The sequence below is a fragment of the Methylomonas sp. Kb3 genome, from assembly GCF_002834115.1.
Lineage (GTDB): Bacteria > Pseudomonadota > Gammaproteobacteria > Methylococcales > Methylomonadaceae > Methylomonas > Methylomonas defluvii.
This window is the reverse complement of sequence record NZ_PIZT01000015.1, coordinates 68,230-86,684: the sequence shown is the minus strand read 5'-3', so window position 1 is coordinate 86,684 and position 18,455 is coordinate 68,230. Positions and strand designations below refer to the sequence as shown.

At 53.1% G+C, this 18,455-nt stretch carries 21 protein-coding genes and 1 riboswitch; of the genes, 10 read left to right on the top strand and 11 right to left on the bottom strand.

Going from position 1 to position 18,455, the window contains the following annotated elements:
• The first annotated feature begins 105 nt into the window (after positions 1 to 105).
• Positions 106 to 828 carry a hypothetical protein gene (locus CWO84_RS11070; protein ID WP_033156831.1) on the top strand — a complete coding sequence of 241 codons (723 nt, stop codon included), beginning with the start codon at positions 106 to 108 and terminating at the stop codon, positions 826 to 828.
• Here the strand turns inward: CWO84_RS11070 and cobD are convergent.
• The 4 genes from cobD to CWO84_RS11050 all read right to left on the bottom strand — a co-directional run bounded on the left by cobD (position 799) and on the right by CWO84_RS11050 (position 5,264).
• On the bottom strand, positions 799 to 1,824 hold the full coding sequence (cobD, locus tag CWO84_RS11065; protein ID WP_051670008.1) for a threonine-phosphate decarboxylase CobD: 1,026 nt from the start codon (positions 1,822 to 1,824) through the stop codon (positions 799 to 801). The two genes, CWO84_RS11070 and cobD, sit on opposite strands and share 30 nt — an antisense overlap.
• A complete protein-coding gene (gene cbiB, locus CWO84_RS11060) occupies positions 1,811 to 2,728 on the bottom strand; it encodes an adenosylcobinamide-phosphate synthase CbiB (protein ID WP_033156830.1) in 918 nt (305 codons plus the stop codon). Before cbiB ends, cobD begins: the two co-directional genes overlap by 14 nt.
• 117 nt (positions 2,729 to 2,845) lie before the next feature.
• Positions 2,846 to 3,421 (bottom strand): hypothetical protein, encoded by a 576-nt coding sequence (locus tag CWO84_RS11055; protein ID WP_033156829.1) that lies wholly within the window; start codon positions 3,419 to 3,421, stop codon positions 2,846 to 2,848.
• Positions 3,422 to 3,440: 19 nt separating this feature from the next.
• The gene (locus CWO84_RS11050) at positions 3,441 to 5,264 is read right to left on the bottom strand and encodes a TonB-dependent receptor (RefSeq protein ID WP_051670006.1); all 1,824 of its coding nucleotides are present in this window, start codon (positions 5,262 to 5,264) and stop codon (positions 3,441 to 3,443) included.
• Between the two features lie 118 nt (positions 5,265 to 5,382).
• Positions 5,383 to 5,601: riboswitch (cobalamin riboswitch) on the bottom strand.
• A gap of 139 nt (positions 5,602 to 5,740) precedes the next feature.
• Between CWO84_RS11050 and fliW the strand changes: the two genes are divergently transcribed.
• On the top strand, positions 5,741 to 6,199 hold the full coding sequence (fliW, locus tag CWO84_RS11045) for a flagellar assembly protein FliW (RefSeq protein ID WP_033156828.1): 459 nt from the start codon (positions 5,741 to 5,743) through the stop codon (positions 6,197 to 6,199).
• Positions 6,200 to 6,247: 48 nt separating this feature from the next.
• Here fliW and panD read toward each other — a convergent pair whose 3' ends face one another.
• The 5 genes from panD to pcnB all read right to left on the bottom strand — a co-directional run bounded on the left by panD (position 6,248) and on the right by pcnB (position 10,188).
• Positions 6,248 to 6,628 (bottom strand): aspartate 1-decarboxylase, encoded by a 381-nt coding sequence (gene panD / locus CWO84_RS11040; RefSeq protein WP_033156827.1) that lies wholly within the window; start codon positions 6,626 to 6,628, stop codon positions 6,248 to 6,250.
• A gap of 97 nt (positions 6,629 to 6,725) precedes the next feature.
• Positions 6,726 to 7,577, bottom strand: coding sequence for a pantoate--beta-alanine ligase (gene panC, locus CWO84_RS11035; RefSeq protein ID WP_033156826.1), 852 nt, complete (start codon positions 7,575 to 7,577; stop codon positions 6,726 to 6,728).
• Between the two features lie 4 nt (positions 7,578 to 7,581).
• Positions 7,582 to 8,391 carry a 3-methyl-2-oxobutanoate hydroxymethyltransferase gene (gene panB / locus CWO84_RS11030; protein WP_033156825.1) on the bottom strand — a complete coding sequence of 270 codons (810 nt, stop codon included), beginning with the start codon at positions 8,389 to 8,391 and terminating at the stop codon, positions 7,582 to 7,584.
• Positions 8,388 to 8,891 carry a 2-amino-4-hydroxy-6-hydroxymethyldihydropteridine diphosphokinase gene (gene folK, locus CWO84_RS11025; RefSeq protein WP_033156824.1) on the bottom strand — a complete coding sequence of 168 codons (504 nt, stop codon included), beginning with the start codon at positions 8,889 to 8,891 and terminating at the stop codon, positions 8,388 to 8,390. The genes panB and folK overlap by 4 nt, the downstream gene beginning before the upstream one ends.
• Complete coding sequence (gene pcnB, locus CWO84_RS11020; RefSeq protein ID WP_033156823.1) at positions 8,878 to 10,188, bottom strand: polynucleotide adenylyltransferase PcnB; 1,311 nt, start codon at positions 10,186 to 10,188, stop codon at positions 8,878 to 8,880. Before pcnB ends, folK begins: the two co-directional genes overlap by 14 nt.
• Before the next feature lie 327 nt (positions 10,189 to 10,515).
• Here pcnB and CWO84_RS11015 point away from each other — a divergent pair, with 327 nt between their 5' ends.
• The 3 genes from CWO84_RS11015 to CWO84_RS11005 are packed head-to-tail and all read left to right on the top strand — an operon-like array spanning position 10,516 to position 11,606.
• Positions 10,516 to 10,695 (top strand): hypothetical protein, encoded by a 180-nt coding sequence (locus CWO84_RS11015; protein WP_020483849.1) that lies wholly within the window; start codon positions 10,516 to 10,518, stop codon positions 10,693 to 10,695.
• Complete coding sequence (locus tag CWO84_RS11010) at positions 10,696 to 11,160, top strand: RDD family protein (protein WP_033156822.1); 465 nt, start codon at positions 10,696 to 10,698, stop codon at positions 11,158 to 11,160.
• A 59-nt stretch (positions 11,161 to 11,219) separates the two neighbouring features.
• Positions 11,220 to 11,606, top strand: a complete 387-nt coding sequence (locus CWO84_RS11005) for a hypothetical protein (RefSeq protein ID WP_033156821.1) — start codon at positions 11,220 to 11,222, stop codon at positions 11,604 to 11,606.
• 68 nt (positions 11,607 to 11,674) lie between these two features.
• Here the strand turns inward: CWO84_RS11005 and lptG are convergent, their stop codons facing one another.
• Positions 11,675 to 12,742, bottom strand: a complete 1,068-nt coding sequence (lptG, locus tag CWO84_RS11000) for an LPS export ABC transporter permease LptG (protein ID WP_033156996.1) — start codon at positions 12,740 to 12,742, stop codon at positions 11,675 to 11,677.
• Positions 12,742 to 13,875, bottom strand: a complete 1,134-nt coding sequence (lptF, locus tag CWO84_RS10995) for an LPS export ABC transporter permease LptF (protein ID WP_033156820.1) — start codon at positions 13,873 to 13,875, stop codon at positions 12,742 to 12,744. Before lptF ends, lptG begins: the two co-directional genes overlap by 1 nt.
• Positions 13,876 to 13,966: 91 nt before the next feature.
• On the opposite strand from lptF, the gene CWO84_RS10990 reads away from it, so the two are divergent.
• From CWO84_RS10990 to CWO84_RS10970, 5 genes are all read left to right on the top strand, one after another.
• Positions 13,967 to 15,451, top strand: coding sequence for a leucyl aminopeptidase (locus tag CWO84_RS10990; protein WP_033156819.1), 1,485 nt, complete (start codon positions 13,967 to 13,969; stop codon positions 15,449 to 15,451).
• A 76-nt stretch (positions 15,452 to 15,527) separates the two neighbouring features.
• Entirely contained in the window at positions 15,528 to 15,983 is a 456-nt protein-coding gene (locus CWO84_RS10985) for a DNA polymerase III subunit chi (RefSeq protein WP_033156818.1), read from the top strand.
• Between the two features lie 118 nt (positions 15,984 to 16,101).
• Entirely contained in the window at positions 16,102 to 17,238 is a 1,137-nt protein-coding gene (locus tag CWO84_RS10980) for an efflux RND transporter periplasmic adaptor subunit (protein WP_101052689.1), read from the top strand.
• A complete protein-coding gene (locus CWO84_RS10975) occupies positions 17,235 to 17,906 on the top strand; it encodes an ABC transporter ATP-binding protein (protein WP_033156816.1) in 672 nt (223 codons plus the stop codon). The genes CWO84_RS10980 and CWO84_RS10975 overlap by 4 nt, the downstream gene beginning before the upstream one ends.
• Before the next feature lie 116 nt (positions 17,907 to 18,022).
• The gene (locus tag CWO84_RS10970; protein WP_033156815.1) at positions 18,023 to 18,448 is read left to right on the top strand and encodes a hypothetical protein; all 426 of its coding nucleotides are present in this window, start codon (positions 18,023 to 18,025) and stop codon (positions 18,446 to 18,448) included.
• The last annotated feature ends 7 nt before the right edge of the window (positions 18,449 to 18,455 follow it).

Genomic DNA, 18,455 nt, shown 5'->3' with positions numbered 1-18,455 from the left:
GAGATTGAACTCGCTCACAAAAATATTGGTATCCCCTGCGTCTCCGCTTAGTTTTGCTGCTAAGTCTAAGAAGTCGCATCACTAAATTTACTTTAAGGACAAACCATGAAAATACTATCTGCCCTATTAGCGACGTTTTTGTATTCGGCTAACGCGACTGCGGCTCTTGAATTTACTTTTTCAGGCGATTTCGTCAATTTCAGCACCGGCAATTTTTCAGGACAAGTAACGGTCGATGCTTTGTCACCGAGCTCCAGCGACGTTTTTCCGGCGTCAGGCAGCGAATCCGCCAGTTTACGTTTGGGCTATTCGCTAAGTGCTCCGCTTTCCATATTAGCTAATGGACAAGCGTTGGCGATCGATAACGACCACGCTGTGCTAAATATCGTCGACAACGCCACCGTCAGCGAAGCTCAGATAAACAGTCAGGGGTTTACCAGTACTCAAGTAATGCCGGGCACTTATGACATCCTGACCCTTCATATGGAATCGGCTAGCAACCAATACGATGACAGTGGTCTTTTGGTATCCGGTGCGGAATTTTCGGTGACAGGTTTTTTTGATCAGCTATTACTGGGCGGGGTAGACCTTGATCCGACTAAACTGCCCAGCCTGTTTGGCTTAGCATTTGCCGATAATTTGAAGTTTTTGGTTTTTGAAGTTAACCGAAAATTAGGTGACAGCGAAGATTTTCGTGGCGCTGGTGTCATTACCGCCAGTGACATTGTCGACACTCACGTGTTTACCCCTGTGCCGCTACCCGGCGCGGCGTGGTTATTTGCAAGCGTTATCGCCGGATTAGGTTTGCGGATGCGCAAACACGCTTAATTGCCTGATATCAGGATGAGTCATTGCCTGGGTCAAGCGTTGCCAGGCTGACTCGTCCTTCGGTAAGCCGAAACGCACACTGGCCGGCTCCTGAAACAAGCGGGTCAGAATACCCTGCCCAGCCAATAAATCGTGCAGCTTAGCTGCCTGCTCGCACTTCACCCATTGAAATAAATCGCATCCACCGCTGGGTGGCCAACCGCTGTCGGTCAATAGCTGCTGTAGTCGTTGCCCCTGCTTCGCTAACGATGCAGCAGCGGCGGATTGCCAGCTTCGATCAGCCAAGGCCAGTGCAGCGACATAACGGCCTGGATGGCTGATAGCCCAGGGCCCAAGCCGCTCAGCAAGTTTCGCTAATAAGTCCGACTGGGTAATCACGAAGCCGCAACGGATGCCGGCCAAACCAAAAAACTTACCGACAGACCGTAATATTATCAAACCCGGCCGCACAGGTAGTGGTGCCAGACTGTATTCGGCGGGCAAACTATCGATAAACGCTTCGTCGACTAGTAGCCAGCCGCCACGCCGGCTAAGACTTTCATGCCAATTCAATAGCTGTTGCCGGTTCCATAGCCGGCCAGTGGGATTATTGGGATTGACCAGAATCAGCACATCCAACTCGTCCAGCCGGTCGTCTATTGCCTCCGCTTCGACTCTGACAACTTGATGCTCCGCTTTTTGCCAACTGCCGGCATGCTCGGCATAGGCAGGGTGCAGCAAGCCCACTCGTGATTTCGGCCGTAACAAAGGTAACGCTTGAATCGCCGCTTGCGAGCCGGCTACCGCCAGCAAGGAGTCGTTCTGATAGTAAGCGCGTGCCACCACTAATAACTCGTCATCGTCTTCCGGCAAGCGTTGCCAGCATGCGGCTGGAATCGCAGGCACCGGCCAGCCGTTGGGATTGATGCCGGTGGACAAATCCAGCCAGTCGGCCAAAGGAATGGCATATTGGCTCGCGGCTTGTCGCAAGCGGCCGCCATGTTCAAGCAAGGGCATCTCCCGCAGCGATCACGATCAACCACAACAGTAGAGTCCGGTACATCAGGTTGCAGGCGCGCGTAATATCGCCGTTTTCCGGTAGTTGTGGGCCGCCGAACCAGGGTTTTTGTTTCAGTTGTCCGTGATAACAAGCCGGCCCGCCCAGCTGCAACTGCAGTGCGCCGCCGCCAGCTGTCATCACCGGTCCGGCGTTAGGGCTGTCCAGTAGATGGGCTTGCGTCCGCCAGGACTTGATAGCCTGTGCAGTGTTGCCGAGCAGGGCATAGCTCAAGGCCGTCAAGCGTGCCGGCAGCCAATTCAACAAATCGTCGAAGCGGGCAGCCGCCCAGCCGAAGTACAAATAGCGTTGACTTTTATAGCCCCACATGGCATCCAGGGTATTGCTGAAGCGGTAGAGCAAGGCGCCGAACGGCCCCAATACGACGAACCAGAACAAGGGCGCAAACACCGCGTCGGCACCGTTTTCCAGCACCGATTCGATAGTCGCACGGCGCACGTCGGCCTCGGTCATCGCTTCGGTCTGACGGCTGACGATTTTACCCACCTTTTGCCGCGCTAACGGTAAATCGCTATCCGATAAGGCGGAATGAACGGCCAGCGCATGTTGCTGCAAACTGCGGGCCGCGATACAAAAATACAAAACCAGTACATCGATTGTAGTTTGCAGCGGTGGCCAACTCGGTACAAGCCGCAACCAGAGCAGGCAGGGAATTAAGACTATCGCCACCGCCAAAAAGCCGCTGACTCGTTGACGAAAAGCCGATTGCTCGTTGTTTAACAGCCGCATTTCTACAGCGCTAGCCCATTTGCCGAACATCACTAGCGGGTGATAAGTATTGCGCGGCTCGCCCAGCCAAAAATCGATGGCTACAGCCAACAAAATGCTGAGGGTGAGAATCATGATTTACGTTGGATAAACAGGTATTGCAAATCTGGGAGAGCGGAAAGGGGCATATTGGCCGACATATTCATGACCAGCGCGGCGATGAAAATCGCCGCGCTGGATTCTGGAATGCTGTTAGAGGGCTTCGCGAGTGGCTTTGGCAGCCAGTAAGGATTTTACGACAGTTACCAAGCCAAAAATGACCACACCATAGATCAAGGTGGACGTCAGATAAGGCGGATAATACATCGCAACGCGCTCAATATATTGCGCGAATGAGCCGTTGGGATAGCGTCCGGATAGCCAGTAAAAACTGCCGTTGGAAAACAGAAACGCGATGGATGTAGCCGCTACTAGAGCCATCAGGCGTTGCGCGGAGGTGGCTATCGACAACCCAGTGAATTGTCGGCACCATTTGCCACCCAGCCACATTGCGCCATAAGAAAACACCAGAAACCCGTAAGCTTTTGACACGCAAAAATCGCTGACACCGAGTTTAGTGATCGCCAAGTAATCAATCAGCACCGCTTCCGCCAGCAGTAAGGCGAACAAATAGCGTCCGCCCAGCCATAAGCCGGCGAAAAAAAACACCGCCAATGAAGCGTCCGGCAATGCGAATGGGGTGCCGAAATGGTGAAAGCGGGTGGCGGCCATCAGGGCCATCAACGCGACCGCGCTGGGTTTAACAGCCAAGGTTTGATTCAAACTCATAGGGTTCTCCAAAAAAGGTTTAATAATTGTAATGGATCGAAAAATAGAAATTTCTGCCGAAGCTGTTATAGGTGTTAACCGTTTGATAGCGTTTGTCGAACATATTATTCAGTTTGGCGCTTAACATCCAATTTTTGTCGATGCGATAAGCGGTACGCAGATCGGCGGTCATAAAGCTGCCCAGACGGACCCGGTTCGCGGCGTCGTCGAATCGTTCGCTCTGAGCCAGCACGGAGGCACCAATATCAATGTCACCGAACGAGCGCGAGACATCATAGGACAAGCTTTCCGTCACTCGACGCGGCAGGCGCAAATTAGTCTGCCTGTCCTTCGGTGTCATCAGGTTCATGCTTAGTTTGTTGTTCCAGCCGAAAATTGGCGCGGACACTTCGGCTTCTATGCCGTCTATCTGCGCCTTGCCGATATTTCTGGCGGTGGACGGCGTGCCGCTAAATACAATCAAATCCTCGATATTGGTGTGATAAGCGCGCAGTTCCCAGTTGGCCCAATCGTGATGGCCGGCAAAACCGGCTTCGAAGCTGGTGGACTTTTCCGGACGCAAGCCGGGGTTGCCGAAGCCTGGGAAGTATAACTGGTTAAAGGTCGGCGCCTTAAACGCATTGCCGAAACTGGCAAAAGCGCTGAGACCGTAATCCCAATTAAACCGCCAGCCGAAATTGCCGGTGACACTATCGCCGAAAGCCTGGTTTTCGTCCCACCGCAAGGAAGCGTTCAAAAAATGCTTGTCGAAAATCCGGCTGTGCAAATCAGCGAACACTCCGACATCGTAACGCGAGGTTTCGACATAGCGTGTGGTGCTGTCGACTTCGTCGAAGCGGTAATCGGCGCCCACTGTCAATTGGTGATCCTTATGCAAGGCCAGTTCGTTCAGCCAACTGGCGTTCCAGCGCGTGGTGTTGAAACGGCTGGTAAACCGACCGTTATGCCGAAACTGATCGGCATCGTCCATGCTTTGTCCCACCCGCAAAGTGGATTTCCATCTATCGCTGAAATTTGCGCTGGCTGTGGCTCCTAGTGTCTGATTGACAAACTCAGTGGTGCTACTGATGGAGTTGTCGATCTCGGTTTCGCCTTCGGCTCGCAGGAAAAATGCTTCCAGTTCCGCGCCGTTGTCGAAGCGGTAACCGGCTTTGGCATTCAGACTGGTGTTGTTATAGCCGTCGCGGTCCGGATTATAGCCGCTCGCGACGCTGACACCGCTCAGCGCATTGATGCCCTGGCTACCGAGTTGAGCGGCGCTCAAGCTATACCAAGCCTTGCCCCATTTACCGTTGACGGCCGCCGAGCCGTTATAGGTGTCGTATGAGCCGCCGCCGGCTTCCAGCGCAATGTTCGGCCGTTCACTGGTGCCGCCCTTGCGAGTAAATATCTGAATCACCCCGCCGATCGCTTCCGAGCCATAGAGGCTGGACTGCGGGCCTCGAGTGATTTCCACACGTTCGATTTGATCTATAGGAATAAACTGAAATGCGCTGGTGCCGGTGGTCACCGAGCCGGCCTTGATGCCGTCGATTAAAACTAGTACATGATCGGAGTTAGTGCCGCGCAGATAGAGATTGGTGTCCTTGCCGTAACCACCGCTTTGCACCATGTCCACACCCGGCGTGCCTTTTAGTAATTCGGGTAGGGTTCTGACCTGAAGTTTCTCGATGTCCTGACGATTATAAACCGTCATCGCCGTGGCTAATTCGTTCTGCCGAGTCTCGGTTCGGGTAGCCGTCACGACTGTTTCAGCAAGGTTGATAGCCTCATCGCTAGTCGCCGCCCACACTGTAAAAGGCGTACTCGCCAGCAATAAAGATCTGTATAGAATTGTTTGCATATTATCCTCTGCGCCCGCCGCGCATCCGGGTGAAAAAGGACAGAGGAAAAACGGAAAACGAAAAAGACGGAGGCAGGCTAGGCATGGACTCAGACCATTCCGTCAACAGCCCTCCGCTGTCTCGAATGATCTTCCGGGCCAGTCTCCGGGCTTATAAGTGGCTTGAGGCCTGATCTGCGACCTTCCCATGCAAAGCGCACAGTGGCAAAAACGCAGCTCTTTACTTATCTACCGTTGCGGGGGCAGCGCCGGCATGGGCGGTTAAAACCGCCGCACCGACTTCCTGTTTAAGCTTGGCCGAGAAAGCGGCGCAAACACCTGAAAGAAGCGCGCAATTTTAGGGAGTCGGGCATGATAAAGCAAGAGTGTCCGAGCGGGTCGCCCACAATCGGCATTGCAAATACCCCTTTCCGTGCTATACATTGGTGCATTGATTAATGCTGTTAACTTAGACTTCAACGAATACGGGCGGGATCATGGAAATTCAATCGAAATTGTTAGGCAACCAAGACATCAATCCGGACACTATCATCAATTTTCCGCGCGGCCTACCCGGTTTTGAAGATCAGACCCGCTTTAAATTATTTCATCAGGAAGGCAGCGAGATTGTCTATTGGCTGCAATCGGTCGATAACGCGGAGCTGACTTTTTCCGCGGCTCATCCGTCGCACTTCAACATCAATTATAACTTTACGGTAACCGACCCCGAAGAAGCGCTGCTGCAACTAGAGCCGGGCGACGAACTGGTGATATTAATTCTGCTACACAAAGACAACGAGCAGGATAATGGTAAGCCGACCATTAAAGGCTCGATCAAATCGCCAATCTTAATCAACGCCAACAAACGCATCGGCATGCAAAAAGTATTGGTGGCAATCGAACAAAGCATCACCCTGACCGAGAAGGTCAGTGAGATAGATGTATCTGAAGCTTAAAAAATGCAAACATCCACCGGCGATTGCGTTTGCCGGCGGATGTTTAAATCAGGCGGCCTGAACAGGAATGGAATGACTGGAATGGCTAATACGATTGTTGCCGTCGAAATACACCAAAGTCGGCTTGTAGTTCGTCAGTTCCTTCTCGTCTAAGCTGGCGAACGCACAAACGATAATCAAATCGCCAGGGCACGCCAACCTTGCAGCTGCACCGTTAATCGAAAATACGCCGGAATCTTCTTCGGCGCGAATCGCATAGGTGGTAAAGCGTTGACCATTGTTAATATTGTAAATATGGATTTGCTCGTACTCCCTGATGCCGGAAAAATCCAAAATTTTACCGTCTATAGCACACGATCCTTCGTAATCCAGCTCGGAATGCGTTACCCGCGCACGGTGTAACTTAGCTTTAAGCATGTTTATGTTCATGGTAAACAAGGTCGAATACTAGGGCCGGCGATTATGCCTGAAATTGACTCTGCTATCAAATTTAAGCATTAGCTTTCAAAGGTAAAAACCAACGCAGTCAGTTGTTTATTTTAGAAAAATACAAGTTATCGATCAGGCGAGTAGTGCCCAGCTTGGCAGCAGCCAAAATCAGCAGATTAGCGTCGCAGGTGCTGGCGGGCAATAAATCCTTGCTACGGCAAATGCTGAAATAGTCGACGGCAAAACCGGCTTGCTGCAGATTTTGGCGCTGCCGTTCCGCCACAGCTGGATAATCGACATGCCCTGCTAAAATCTCGTCGCGTGCAGCGATCAAGGCTTGATAGAGCTTGGGCGCGTGCTGTCTTTGTTGGTCGGTCAGATAGCCGTTGCGGGAACTCATCGCCAAGCCATCGTCCTCCCTAACCGTTGCCACGCCCTGGACTGCAACGGGTATATTCAAATCGGCGACCATTTGCCGAATCAGCGTCAGTTGTTGAAAATCCTTCTCGCCCAACAACAACAGGTCGGGCTGGACCATGTTCAACAGCTTGCAAACAACCAAGGCTACGCCGTCAAAATGTCCGGGCCGGCTGGAACCGCAATGCAGGGCCGACAAGCCGCTGACTGAAATGCCGGTTTGCGTGGCTTGCGGATACATTTCCGTCACCGCCGGCAAGAACAGTAAATCGGCGTCGCTGGCTATCAGCTTTTCCTGATCCTGCTGCTCGGTGCGCGGGTAACTGGCAAAATCTTCGTTCGGCCCAAACTGCGTGGGATTGACAAAAATACTGACCACCACTTTATCGGTCTGTTGCTTGGCCGTGCTAACCAGTTTGATATGCCCGGCATGCAGATTGCCCATGGTCGGCACGAAACCGACGCTATGGCCGGCTTGCCGCCATTGGCGGATGACTTCTCTCAAGGCGGCGACGCTGGTGACTATCTGCATACGCTTAATAACTGTGTTCGGACGCTGGAAATTGCGCGGATTTAACCGCTTGATGATAGTGGCGCACCGCCTCTTCTATGCTGGAGGCGTCGGCCATAAAGTCTTTAGAAAAGCGCGGCCGCTTGCCGGTGCTGATATTCAACATGTCGTACAGCACCAACACCTGGCCATCGCAATCAACACCAGCGCCGATGCCTATGGTCGGAATACTTAGGCGCTGACTTATTTCGGCGGCCAGTCGCGCCGGCACGCATTCCAGCACTAAAAGGCTTGCGCCGGCTTGTTCGATTTTTTCCGCATCCGCCAAAATTTGTTTGGCTTGCTGTTCTTCACGACCCTGCACTTTATAACCGCCTAAGCGATTTACGGATTGCGGTAACAGACCTAGATGGCCGCAGACCGGAATGCCTTGATCCACCAGAAAGCGAATGACGTCGAGCTTGGCGCCTTCCAGCTTGACCATTTGCGCGCCACCCAACTGCATCAAGCTTGCCGCATTCAGCAATGCCTGCTCCGGTGTAGCGTAACTGGCAAACGGCAAGTCGGTAACCACAAAAGCTCGCTTCCTGGCCATTGCCACGCTACGGCTGTGATACACCATATCGCTCAGTGTGACCGGCAAGGTGCTGCCGTGTCCTTGTATCACCATGCCCAACGAATCGCCGATCAGCAGTACGTCGATACCCGCTCTGTCCAACAGCGCGCCGAAGCTGGCATCGTAAGCAGTCAGACAACTGATTTTCTCGCCGGCTCGTTTCATTGCCGCCAGATCGCTGATCGTCAGCGCCTTTAAGGCATCGGCATATAAGTTCATACTGCTATTTTCCGCAAACCGCCGGGAGGACAAGCCGCCAAGAGTTGTGGCAACGAATCCAAGCCCGGAATGGTCAAATCGCTGCTTGCTACATCGGCCAAGGGGTACAACACAAAGGCGCGCTTCGACAGCTCCGGATGCGGCACAATCAGGTCCGGTTCGTTAATGCGCTGTTGTGCGTAAAGCAATACATCCAAATCCAGGGTTCTGGCTCCCCAACGCACGTTGCGCAGCCGGCCATGCTGGTTTTCGATTTGCTGTAATTGTCTGAGCAAAACCAAAGGTCCCAGCTCGGTCGAAATTCGCAGCACCGCATTCACGTAATCGGGCTGATCTTGCGGCCCAACCGGCAAGCTGCGGTACAAGGGCGAGAAGGCAATTTCGACCACACCTGGCAAGGCCGCGATTTCCTGTCTGGCCCGATTGACATGATCGACAGAGTCTTCGAGATTGCTGCCCAAGCCTATATAGGCCTCGACAGCTGACTTAGCTAGCGTCATTGCCGACGGGGGCGGGTTTGCCTCGAGAACGGTAACGACCGGTTTTCCGGTTACGGGGTTTACCGCCGCCGGATTTTGGCGGCGCGGTCATTCTTTCCCGCTCCGCATCGTCGGCTTCCTGAAAACGTGTCCACCATTCGACCAGTTCCGGATCGGCGCCGCCGGTTTCCGCGCGTAGCCGCAAAAAGTCGTACGCTGCTCTGAATTTAGGCTGCTCCAGCAAACGATAAGGCCTTGGCCCAACCGTTCTGGAGAATTTGTTTTGCAAGAACCAAACTTCGCGCATCGATTGGGTGATGTGGCGCGGTAGCGCAGTGACCTTGATTTGTCTGGTCAGCACTTCGTTGGCGGCGTTCTGATAGGCTAGCGTTTCGTTTTCGCCGTGGGCGATGCGTCTTTGCGCGGCCAATTGCAGCGGCTCCCACAACAAGGCAGCTAATAAAAAATAAGGCGTCAGTGTTTTGCCGTCGTTGAAGCGGGTGTCGGAGTTTTCCAAGGCTCGGATCAAGAACAAGCGCGGAAAATCGTGATCTTCGCTGGCGAGGCAGCGGTCGGTTTCCGGAAACAAAATCGCAAACAAACCGTAATGCCTGAGCATCTCGAAGGATTGCAGACCGTAACCGGACAAAAACAATTTAATGACTTCATCGTAAAGACGCGCCGAGGGGATGCTCTTCAATAAATCGGCTTGGGCGTAAATCGGCTTTTCGGTATCCGGATGCAACGTAAAACCCAGCTTTACGGCAAAACGGATGGCGCGCAGCATCCGCACCGGGTCTTCTCTATAGCGTACTTCCGGGTCGCCGATGAGACGCATGACAGCCGCTGCGTGATCCTGCATGCCGCCGGTATAATCCACCACGGAAAAATCGCGGATATTGTAATACAGTGCGTTGACGGTGAAATCTCGGCGCCAGACATCCTGTTCCAGCGTGCCGAACACGTTGTCGCGCAATAACCGGCCGTCTTCATGAACGACTTGCTGGTCAGATTCTTCGGATTCGGAACCGCGAAACGTCGCCACCTCGATAATTTCGCGGCCGAAAAACACATGCGCCAGTCGAAAGCGCCGGCCAATAATTCGGCAATTACGAAATACTTGCTTGATTTGCTCCGGGCTGGCGTTAGTGGCCACGTCGAAATCCTTAGGCTCCCGCCCCAGCAGCAAATCCCTGACGCAGCCGCCCACCAAATAGGCCTCGTAATCGGCCTTTTTCAAGCGTTGCAGCACTTTCAGGGCGTTTTCGCTGATTTGTGCACGAGAAATGCAATGCTCTGAACGCGGATAAATCTTCACGGCACTCGACCCCGCCGATTCATTAACCGGTTCGGCAATTTGCTCATCCGGTGAAAAGATTTTTTTGAAGAAACTAAAAATGACTTTATCCCTTAATTTAGAATGACGTGTGCCAGCTTTTTCGAGGCTTCGGGCGCGAACGTCCTAGCGGTCTTATCATAACACCTCGCCAGATTTAAGCTCAATCCAGCACATTCTTTTACATTCCCTTGGGTTAAATGTAGAATTTCGCCATTCGCCGAATATTTTGGTGTAATAACATAAAAATTGGCTGTACTTGTCGCCCTTAGGCCGGTGACGGGGAATTTATATCGGAGAGTGGAGCGTATGTTTAAAAAAATTTTACTGGGTTTTGTAGACCAGCCTGTATTTACTAGTCTATTCGTCGCCGATTTCGCATTATTGGTTTTCCATAGACCGCCCTTTTTATTTTCAATTGTCATGATCGGCGCGCTGGTGGGCATGAGCATGTACATGGGGCAAAAACTAGCGATTTTCGACAAATAATTGCGACAATCCGCTAAAGCAAGCACCCCAAAACCCGGCGTGGATTTACCGTCCCCTCCGGGTTTTTTGCGTCGGCTGGCGGCTGCTGGTTACGATGCTTTCTTACTGCTGGCGATATGGTTTTTCGCCACGGCCATCGCTCTGCCTTTTAACGCCGGCCAAGCATTTGCCAGCGATCAGTTTTTTTATCCACTTTATCTGCTCGGCATCAGCTTTGTTTTCTATGGCTGGTTTTGGACCCACGGCGGCCAGACCCTGGGTTTGCGCGCCTGGAAAGTTAAAGTCAGCGCCTTGGATGGTCGCTCTCCCAATTGGCAGCAAGCCAGCGTCCGCTTCGTTGGCGGTTTATTATCCTGGGCTTGCTTGGGGCTAGGGTTTTTCTGGTGCCTATTCGATAAAAACGGCCAATGCTGGCACGATTACCTGTCAAAAACCCGGCTGGTTTTTCAGGAAGAAAAGCGCTGACGGCAAAAGCGGATATGCTATATTCCAGGCTCGATCAACCTACCAGCCGGGAATATACGATGAAAACAATAACAATACTTTTCTCCCTGTTTGCCGCCGTTGCCGCCGGCACCGCCAATGCCGAAGTCAAACTGGCGGATAACTCCAAATTACTGGGTAAATGGCAGGTCACTCACGAAGCCCTGGCTCTCGACCGCGAAAAGAAGCCCTTGCACGTCACTTGGGAATTTCAAAAAGACGGCACCTTGATAACCACCGGTGAAGATGCGCGTAGCGGCATCGGGGAAATGACCATCCCAATCAAATATAGCGTGGCCGACGGCGTGATAAAAAAGCAAGTCACACCTGGCCGGGAAAAATACGAAGATTGCGCGGTGGTGGAAATGGACGAAAAAGATGCGATTTTGAAATGTAAGTTTCTTTATTTGTTCATGACGCGCAAATAACTGCCGTGATAACGCTCCACGGAACGGAAGCAAGGGGTTTCCGGTCCGTGGAGAGACAACTATGCCGCCTAGCTGACCCGCTTAACCGCGATCAGCGCGCCTAAAAACACCAAAGCACTCGGCAACATCGCCATCAACATCGGATTCATGTCGTAAACCAAACCGACATGGCCGGCAATCTTGTCGAAAATGTTAAACGTCATCCCGATCACGATACCCATCATAATCCGCGCGCCGGTGCTGGTGCCGCGACCGATACCAATCACAAATGGCGCCGACACCATCAACATCACAAAGGTTACAAACGGGTTGATTAAACGGCTCCAGAATGCCAACTCGTAACTTTGCGACTTTTGATTGTTCTGCTTCAGGAAGTCGATGTACATGAACAAATCGTAAAGCGACAGGTTGTCGGATTTAACGACGGCCACTTTCAACAAATCCGAGTCGATGCTGGATTTCCAGCTTTGTTCTGCTTGAGTGCCGGCATAAATTTGCTGCCGATTGATTTCGGATTGTTTGACGCTTTCCAAGCGCCATTGTTTGTCGCCTAAAAACTGCGCATGTTCGGCCTGAGTGATGCGGGCGAGTTTATGTGCATCGTCGACATCGTAAATGCGTACATCGGCCAGCGAGCCATCGTCGAGAATTTTGCGGACGTTGATAAAGCTATTGCCTTCTCTCAGCCACATCCCGTATTGCGAGCGCATCACCACGCCGTCGTGCAGCGCCGTGGTTTTCAGCACTTGCGCGGCGCGTTCGCAAGACGGCGCGACGAACTCGCCCACCAGTACGGCAACGCTTACCAACAGCAAGCCTGCCAGCATAATGGTTCTGATAATCCAGGCGATGGATAAACCGGCGCCGCGCATCGCTACAATCTCGCGGTTATTCGCCATCGAGCCCACGACGAACAAGCTACCCAGCAACGCCGCCGACGGTACCAATTCGTAAAATACCCGTGGTGAGGTTAAGGTCAAAAACCATAAAATCTGTTTCAAGCCGTAACCGCCTTGCCCCAAATCTTTTAACTCGTCGCTGAAGCTGAACAGATTGAACAGCGTCAATAACAATATCACCGCAATTAAGGAGCCCTTGACGACTTCTTTGACGATGTAAATGGTCAATACGTTGATCATGACAGCTTCTCCTTAAGACTTTGCGACAACCATTGCCAGCCGTACAAACGCATCAACATTAACAAACCCAAGACCAGTAACAAGGCGTCCACCCAGAAATAGCCCAGCCAGGAGGGCAGCGCCCCGCTGATTACCCAACTGTGATTGACCCTCTGCAAATTGCCGTAAACGAAATAAATCCCAAAAGCCACCAGCATACTGCCGTATATGCCGCCGCGCGGCGACAGCTTAGCTAAGGGCACTGCCAGAAAAGCCAATAAAATAACCCCTAACGGCGTGCTGAAACGATCCTGTAACTCGGCGACATCGCGCAGTTCCGGAGACAGCCATAAATTCTCGGTAGTAGTAGCCTCGCGGCCCAAATTCAAAATGGTGACCTTTTTTTCGATCAGCACGGCATATTCTTTAAATGTCTCAATGGTGAAGTTCTTGTTACCCGGTACGCCTTGAATCCGTTCGCCATTTTCCAACACCAGATACAAGCCGCCGGGCAAATTTTTCAACCAACCGTATTCGGCGTTTACCACGCCGGCTTTGTCGCCTTGTTTGTTTTGCACGAACACCTTGTGCATGCGGCCTTCGTCATCGACGTTTTCGGTGTAAAAAATCAACTCGCCGTCGCTGTACTCGCTGAAGCGGCCGGCAGCGATGCCGCGAATATCGGCATTTTGTTTATCCTGATGCATCAACTGCTCGGTTTTGGCCTCCGCCCACGGCGAAGCCAGCATCGATAGCGCCATACCCGCCAGACTTAACGGTATGACCAGCATGAATATCGCCCGATAAATGGTAAACACGCTGCCGCCGGCCGAGGAAATTGCCGCCATCTCCTGCTCGCGGTACATGCGGCCCAATACCATCAATACCGCCATGAACAGCGCGGCGGGCAGGAAGGTGGTCGTGGCGACGACGATTTTCAAACCCAGTAAGGTCATCACCGTATCGTTGGCGATATTGCCTTCGATGGCCTGCGCCAATACCTTGATAAATTTGCGGCTGACGATGATCACCACCAACACGACCAACACGGCGGTGACGGTGTGAAACAGCTCCTTGATTATCATTTTATCCAGCACCGTCAACAGCCGGAAAGGCCGGCCCGCGCTGGGTAATCCTCGCTCAATGCTCAACAACTCACTCCTAATTTCTAAGGTATAATCGAACCACAGACCGCTGCATCCGGCGCAACCCCTCAATCCCAGATACTTACAGACTACTCTCATGGACTATTCTATAGAAAGCTCACCCTTAGACAAACTGCAAAGCGACTGTCTGCTGGTCGGAATCTACGAAAATCAACAACTCAGCCCGGCGGCAACCCAACTGGACAGCCAATTCGGCGGTTTGTTGAGCAAATTAATCGGCCGCGGCGACATCAGGGGCAAAAACGCCGAAACCTTATTGATCAATAACCTGCCCGACGGCAATATCGCTCGCATCGTATTGCTCGGGTTTGGCGAGCGCGGCAAGGTCACGCGCAAGCAATACCGTAAAGCCTTGGCGGCTGCGATCAAAATCATCAAGGACAGTAAAGTCAGCGCCGCCAGCTGCGCACTGCTAGATATAGACGTCAACGGTGCGGACAGCCAATGGAAAGCCCGCCAAGTTGTAGAAGTATTCAACGATGGTCTGTACCAATACAGCGCCACCAAAAAAGTCGACGACAAAAATCCGCTGCAAAAGCTGGCTGTAGTGGCCGACGATAGTCAACAAGCTTTGGCCGAATCGGGCCTGCAACAAGGCATCGCCATCGCCAGAGGCATGGAATTGGCCAAACACTTGGCCGACCTGCCCGGCAATATCTGCACGCCCACGCATCTGGCCGAGCAAGCCCTGGCTCTGGCCGGCGAGCACGACAAACTCACCTGCGAGATTTTGGAAGAAAGCGACATGGAAGCCCTGGGCATGGGCTCCTTTCTGTCGGTATCGCGCGGCAGCCGTCAGCCTGCTAAATTGATTTGTCTGGATTACCAAGGCGGCGACAGCAACGCCAAACCCATTGTCTTGATCGGTAAGGGTCTAACTTTCGATGCCGGCGGCATTTCCTTGAAACCCGGCCTGGGCATGGACGAAATGAAATACGACATGTGCGGTGGCGCCAGCGTGTTAGGTCTGGTGCGCATGGCGACATTGTTGAATCTGAAACTGAACATCGTCGGCTTGATTCCGGCCTCGGAAAATCTGCCGGATGGCGCGGCCAACAAACCCGGCGACATCTGGACCAGCATGTCCGGCAAAACCATCGAAATCCTGAACACCGACGCTGAAGGCCGCTTGATTTTGTGCGACACGCTCACCTACGCAAAGAAATATAACCCGGATGTGGTCATTGATATGGCGACCTTGACCGGCGCCTGTATCGTCGCCTTGGGCCGGGTACCGAGCGGCTTGTTCGGCAACGACGACAAACTCTGCAACGATTTGCTGAGCGCCGGCGATGCCGCCTGCGACTTGGTGTGGCGCATGCCGATCTGGGAAGAATATCAGGAGCAACTAAAATCCAACTTCGCCGATCTGGCCAACATCGGCGGCCCGGACGGCGGCAGCATCACGGCAGCGGTATTTTTATCCAAATTTGCCGAAGAATACCGCTGGGCGCATATCGACATCGCCGGCACCGCTTGGCGCACCGGCGCCAACAAAGGCGCAACCGGCCGGCCGGTCCCGCTGGTAAGCCAGTATTTGCTAAACCGCGCCTCGGCTTAAGGCCGAGCGTAACAGAGGCTTTCGCGGTGATCCGGTGTCGCGAAAGCCCCTGCACTTTCCGCAGGCTTAAAACGACATGACCGACCCCAGTCATTCGCCATCCCTCCCCGAAGTCAGCTTCTACGTGCTGGCGACCCATGACCAGCAACAACGCCAGGATTTCGCCTGCAAGCTGATCGAGAAAATCTACCGTAGCGGCCATTTTCCCTATGTGCTGACCGACTCGGCGGAGCAAGCCGAGCAAATCGATAAAGCCTTGTGGACCTTCCGGGCCGGCAGTTTTATTCCGCACCAAACCTATCGCGGAGAAATCCCGGCATTTACCGGCACCATCCTAATTGGTGGCGAAAACATTCCTGAGGGCTGGCAGAAAATTGTCGTCAACCTATCCAGTTTGTACCCGCCGACCACCGCCCCGACCGAGCGTATCCTGGAAATATTGGACAACAGCGAAGCGTGCAAACAGGCCGGCCGCCAGCGTTACCGGCATTACCAGCAAGCCCTACTGGCGATTACTACCCACAAAATGTAGGGTGGTCACGTGGCGAACTAGAAAATGCAACGAGGACTTCGCCCCGGTTATCGCCAACCAAAGCAAAGCTCAGAAAAGTGGAATCCCAATTTGTACAACGCATCCGCCCTCTCGCGCCATGAAAAGTAAAACGCTGATTGTTGCCGCCTTGCTTATAGCTGTCACCGCACTATTTCTCTATAGCCGCCGCCCGCAGCCGGTGGCAGTGGAGGCTTACACTTTGGCGGAAGGCGAGGTGCGGGCGACGGTAGCGAATACCCGGGTGGGTACGGTCAAAGCGTGTCGGCGGGCCTATCTGGCGCCGGCAACCGGCGGGCAAGTGGCGCAGCTGCGGGTTAAGGAGGGCGACAAAGTCAAGCAGGGTCAGGTGTTATTGGAGGTTTGGAACCAGGACTTAAAAGCTCAGGTTGAACTGCAAAAAGCCCAGATCAATGCCAGCCGAGCCAGCGCAGAACAAGCTTGCCAATTGGCCGGTGGCGCGGAGCGGGAAGCGGCCAGGATGACGCAATTGCAAAAACACAAAAACGTGGTGTCTGTGGAGCAAGTCGATAAATCAGTGACGGGCGGCAAGTCGCAGCGCGCGGCATGCCGGGCCGCGCTGCAAGCCATTGAGGTGGCAGAGGCGCAATTGGGCGTGGCGGAAGCGGCGGTGCTGCGTACCTTGGTGAAAGCGCCGTTTGACGGCACGGTGGCGGAAGTGAATGCCGAGTTGGGCGAATTTGTTACACCGTCGCCGCCGGGGATTCCAACCTTGCCGCCCATTGACTTGCTGGATGTCAGCTGTTTGACCGTTTCCGCGCCTATCGATGAAGTGGACGCAGCCAGCATCAAGACCGGCATGAGTGCTTGTGTGTCGCTGGATGCGTTTCCGGATAAGCGTTGTTCCGGCATTGTCACCCGCGTCGCGCCCTACGTGTTGGAAAAGGAAAAACAGGCGCGCACGGTGGAAGTGGAAGTGACCTTGCGCGATCCCAAAGATCTGGCGGAGCTGTTGCCGGGTTACAGCGCCGACATTGAAGTGTTGCTCAGTCAAAAAGAGCGCACGCTGCGTTTGCCGGCCGAGGCGATTCTGGAGAATCATCGCGTATTGTTGATAGACGCAGACCATGTGTTGCATGAACAGAGCTTCCAGCCCGGTTTATCCAACTGGAGTTTTACGGAAGTACTGTCCGGGCTGAAAGCGGGCGATCAAGTAGTGACGTCGGTTGGCAAGGAAGGCGTGGCGGCCGGCGTAACGGTCAGTGTCAAGCCATGATTCAGCTCAGTGGCATTCGCCGGGTATTTCAGGTCGGCGAGCAGACCGTACAGGCTTTGAACGGGATAGACCTGTCTATCGGGCCCGGCGAATATGTGTCGGTGATGGGGCCGTCAGGATCGGGCAAATCGACGCTGTTAAACATTGTCGCGCTGCTTGATCAGCCCTCGGCCGGCCAATACTTATTAAACGGCACCGATGTCACCCGGCAAAGCGATGACGAGCTGGCGCGGATTCGACGCGACAATATCGGCTTTGTGTTTCAATTTTTTCATTTGATCCCCAGGCTCACCGCAGCGGAAAACATCGAAATGCCGATGATTCTGGCCGGGGTTGATAGTAAGCAGCGCAAGCAGCGGGTGTTACAGGCGCTAGCGTCCGTGAGTTTACTGGATCGTGCCGAGCATAAGCCCAATCAATTGTCCGGCGGCCAGTTGCAGCGCATTGCCATTGCCAGGGCGATGATCATGCAACCCGGTATTTTGCTGGCCGACGAGCCGACCGGCAATCTGGACAGCAAGTCTGGACAGGACATCATCGAGTTGTTGGAGAATTTAAATCAGCAAGGCGTGACTTTAATCATCATCACTCACGATCAAAATATCGGCGGCAGAGCCAAGCGGCAGTTGCGCATTGTGGACGGCCGTTTGGCGGACGGCGCGGTTTAGTTTTTCATTTAGAACGGTGCTAAAAAAGCTTGGCGGCGATAACTTTGTCGTTAGAGTTTTCCTGGTTGTGCGATACTGTCAACAGAGTTGACACGCCAGTAGGCTGAGGAGGGATGATGGAGCGATATAGATTAAGTTTTTGTAATGCCATCAAGCTGGATGAGGACTTGGCGGAGTTTATTGTCGATGAGGGAGTGGAACTCAACTTGGCGCTTGTCGACGAATATCATGCTTGGATCGTGGCGCATTTGCAGAGGCCCTATCTGCTGCTGGTGCACAAAGTAAACGCCTATCACTATGACTTTGCCTCGCAAACTGCTATGGGTACTTTGCTTGGTATTAAAGCGGCGGCATTTGTGGTGTATACCCATATTAGTCAGCTAACCACCCAAGTTATGTTGTCAATGCCGCGGGATGCCGATTGGGTTTATCGGATTTTTAATAATCGTGACGATGCGTTGATGTGGTTGGGAATGCAGCGGGAATCGAACGATCACGACGGAAAAACTTTAAAATCCACCTCTAAGTCATTAATTCGTTAGAATCTGT

Coding starts and splice junctions, on each gene's coding strand:
- CWO84_RS11070 (WP_033156831.1), top strand. CDS start 106: ATGAAAATACTATCTGCCCTATTAGCGACGTTTTTGTATTCGGCTAAC.
- cobD (WP_051670008.1), bottom strand. CDS start 1,824: ATGCCCTTGCTTGAACATGGCGGCCGCTTGCGACAAGCCGCGAGCCAA.
- cbiB (WP_033156830.1), bottom strand. CDS start 2,728: ATGATTCTCACCCTCAGCATTTTGTTGGCTGTAGCCATCGATTTTTGG.
- CWO84_RS11055 (WP_033156829.1), bottom strand. CDS start 3,421: ATGAGTTTGAATCAAACCTTGGCTGTTAAACCCAGCGCGGTCGCGTTG.
- CWO84_RS11050 (WP_051670006.1), bottom strand. CDS start 5,264: ATGCAAACAATTCTATACAGATCTTTATTGCTGGCGAGTACGCCTTTT.
- fliW (WP_033156828.1), top strand. CDS start 5,741: ATGGAAATTCAATCGAAATTGTTAGGCAACCAAGACATCAATCCGGAC.
- panD (WP_033156827.1), bottom strand. CDS start 6,628: ATGAACATAAACATGCTTAAAGCTAAGTTACACCGTGCGCGGGTAACG.
- panC (WP_033156826.1), bottom strand. CDS start 7,577: ATGCAGATAGTCACCAGCGTCGCCGCCTTGAGAGAAGTCATCCGCCAA.
- panB (WP_033156825.1), bottom strand. CDS start 8,391: ATGAACTTATATGCCGATGCCTTAAAGGCGCTGACGATCAGCGATCTG.
- folK (WP_033156824.1), bottom strand. CDS start 8,891: ATGACGCTAGCTAAGTCAGCTGTCGAGGCCTATATAGGCTTGGGCAGC.
- CWO84_RS11015 (WP_020483849.1), top strand. CDS start 10,516: ATGTTTAAAAAAATTTTACTGGGTTTTGTAGACCAGCCTGTATTTACT.
- CWO84_RS11005 (WP_033156821.1), top strand. CDS start 11,220: ATGAAAACAATAACAATACTTTTCTCCCTGTTTGCCGCCGTTGCCGCC.
- CWO84_RS10990 (WP_033156819.1), top strand. CDS start 13,967: ATGGACTATTCTATAGAAAGCTCACCCTTAGACAAACTGCAAAGCGAC.
- CWO84_RS10985 (WP_033156818.1), top strand. CDS start 15,528: ATGACCGACCCCAGTCATTCGCCATCCCTCCCCGAAGTCAGCTTCTAC.
- CWO84_RS10980 (WP_101052689.1), top strand. CDS start 16,102: ATGAAAAGTAAAACGCTGATTGTTGCCGCCTTGCTTATAGCTGTCACC.
- CWO84_RS10975 (WP_033156816.1), top strand. CDS start 17,235: ATGATTCAGCTCAGTGGCATTCGCCGGGTATTTCAGGTCGGCGAGCAG.
- CWO84_RS10970 (WP_033156815.1), top strand. CDS start 18,023: ATGGAGCGATATAGATTAAGTTTTTGTAATGCCATCAAGCTGGATGAG.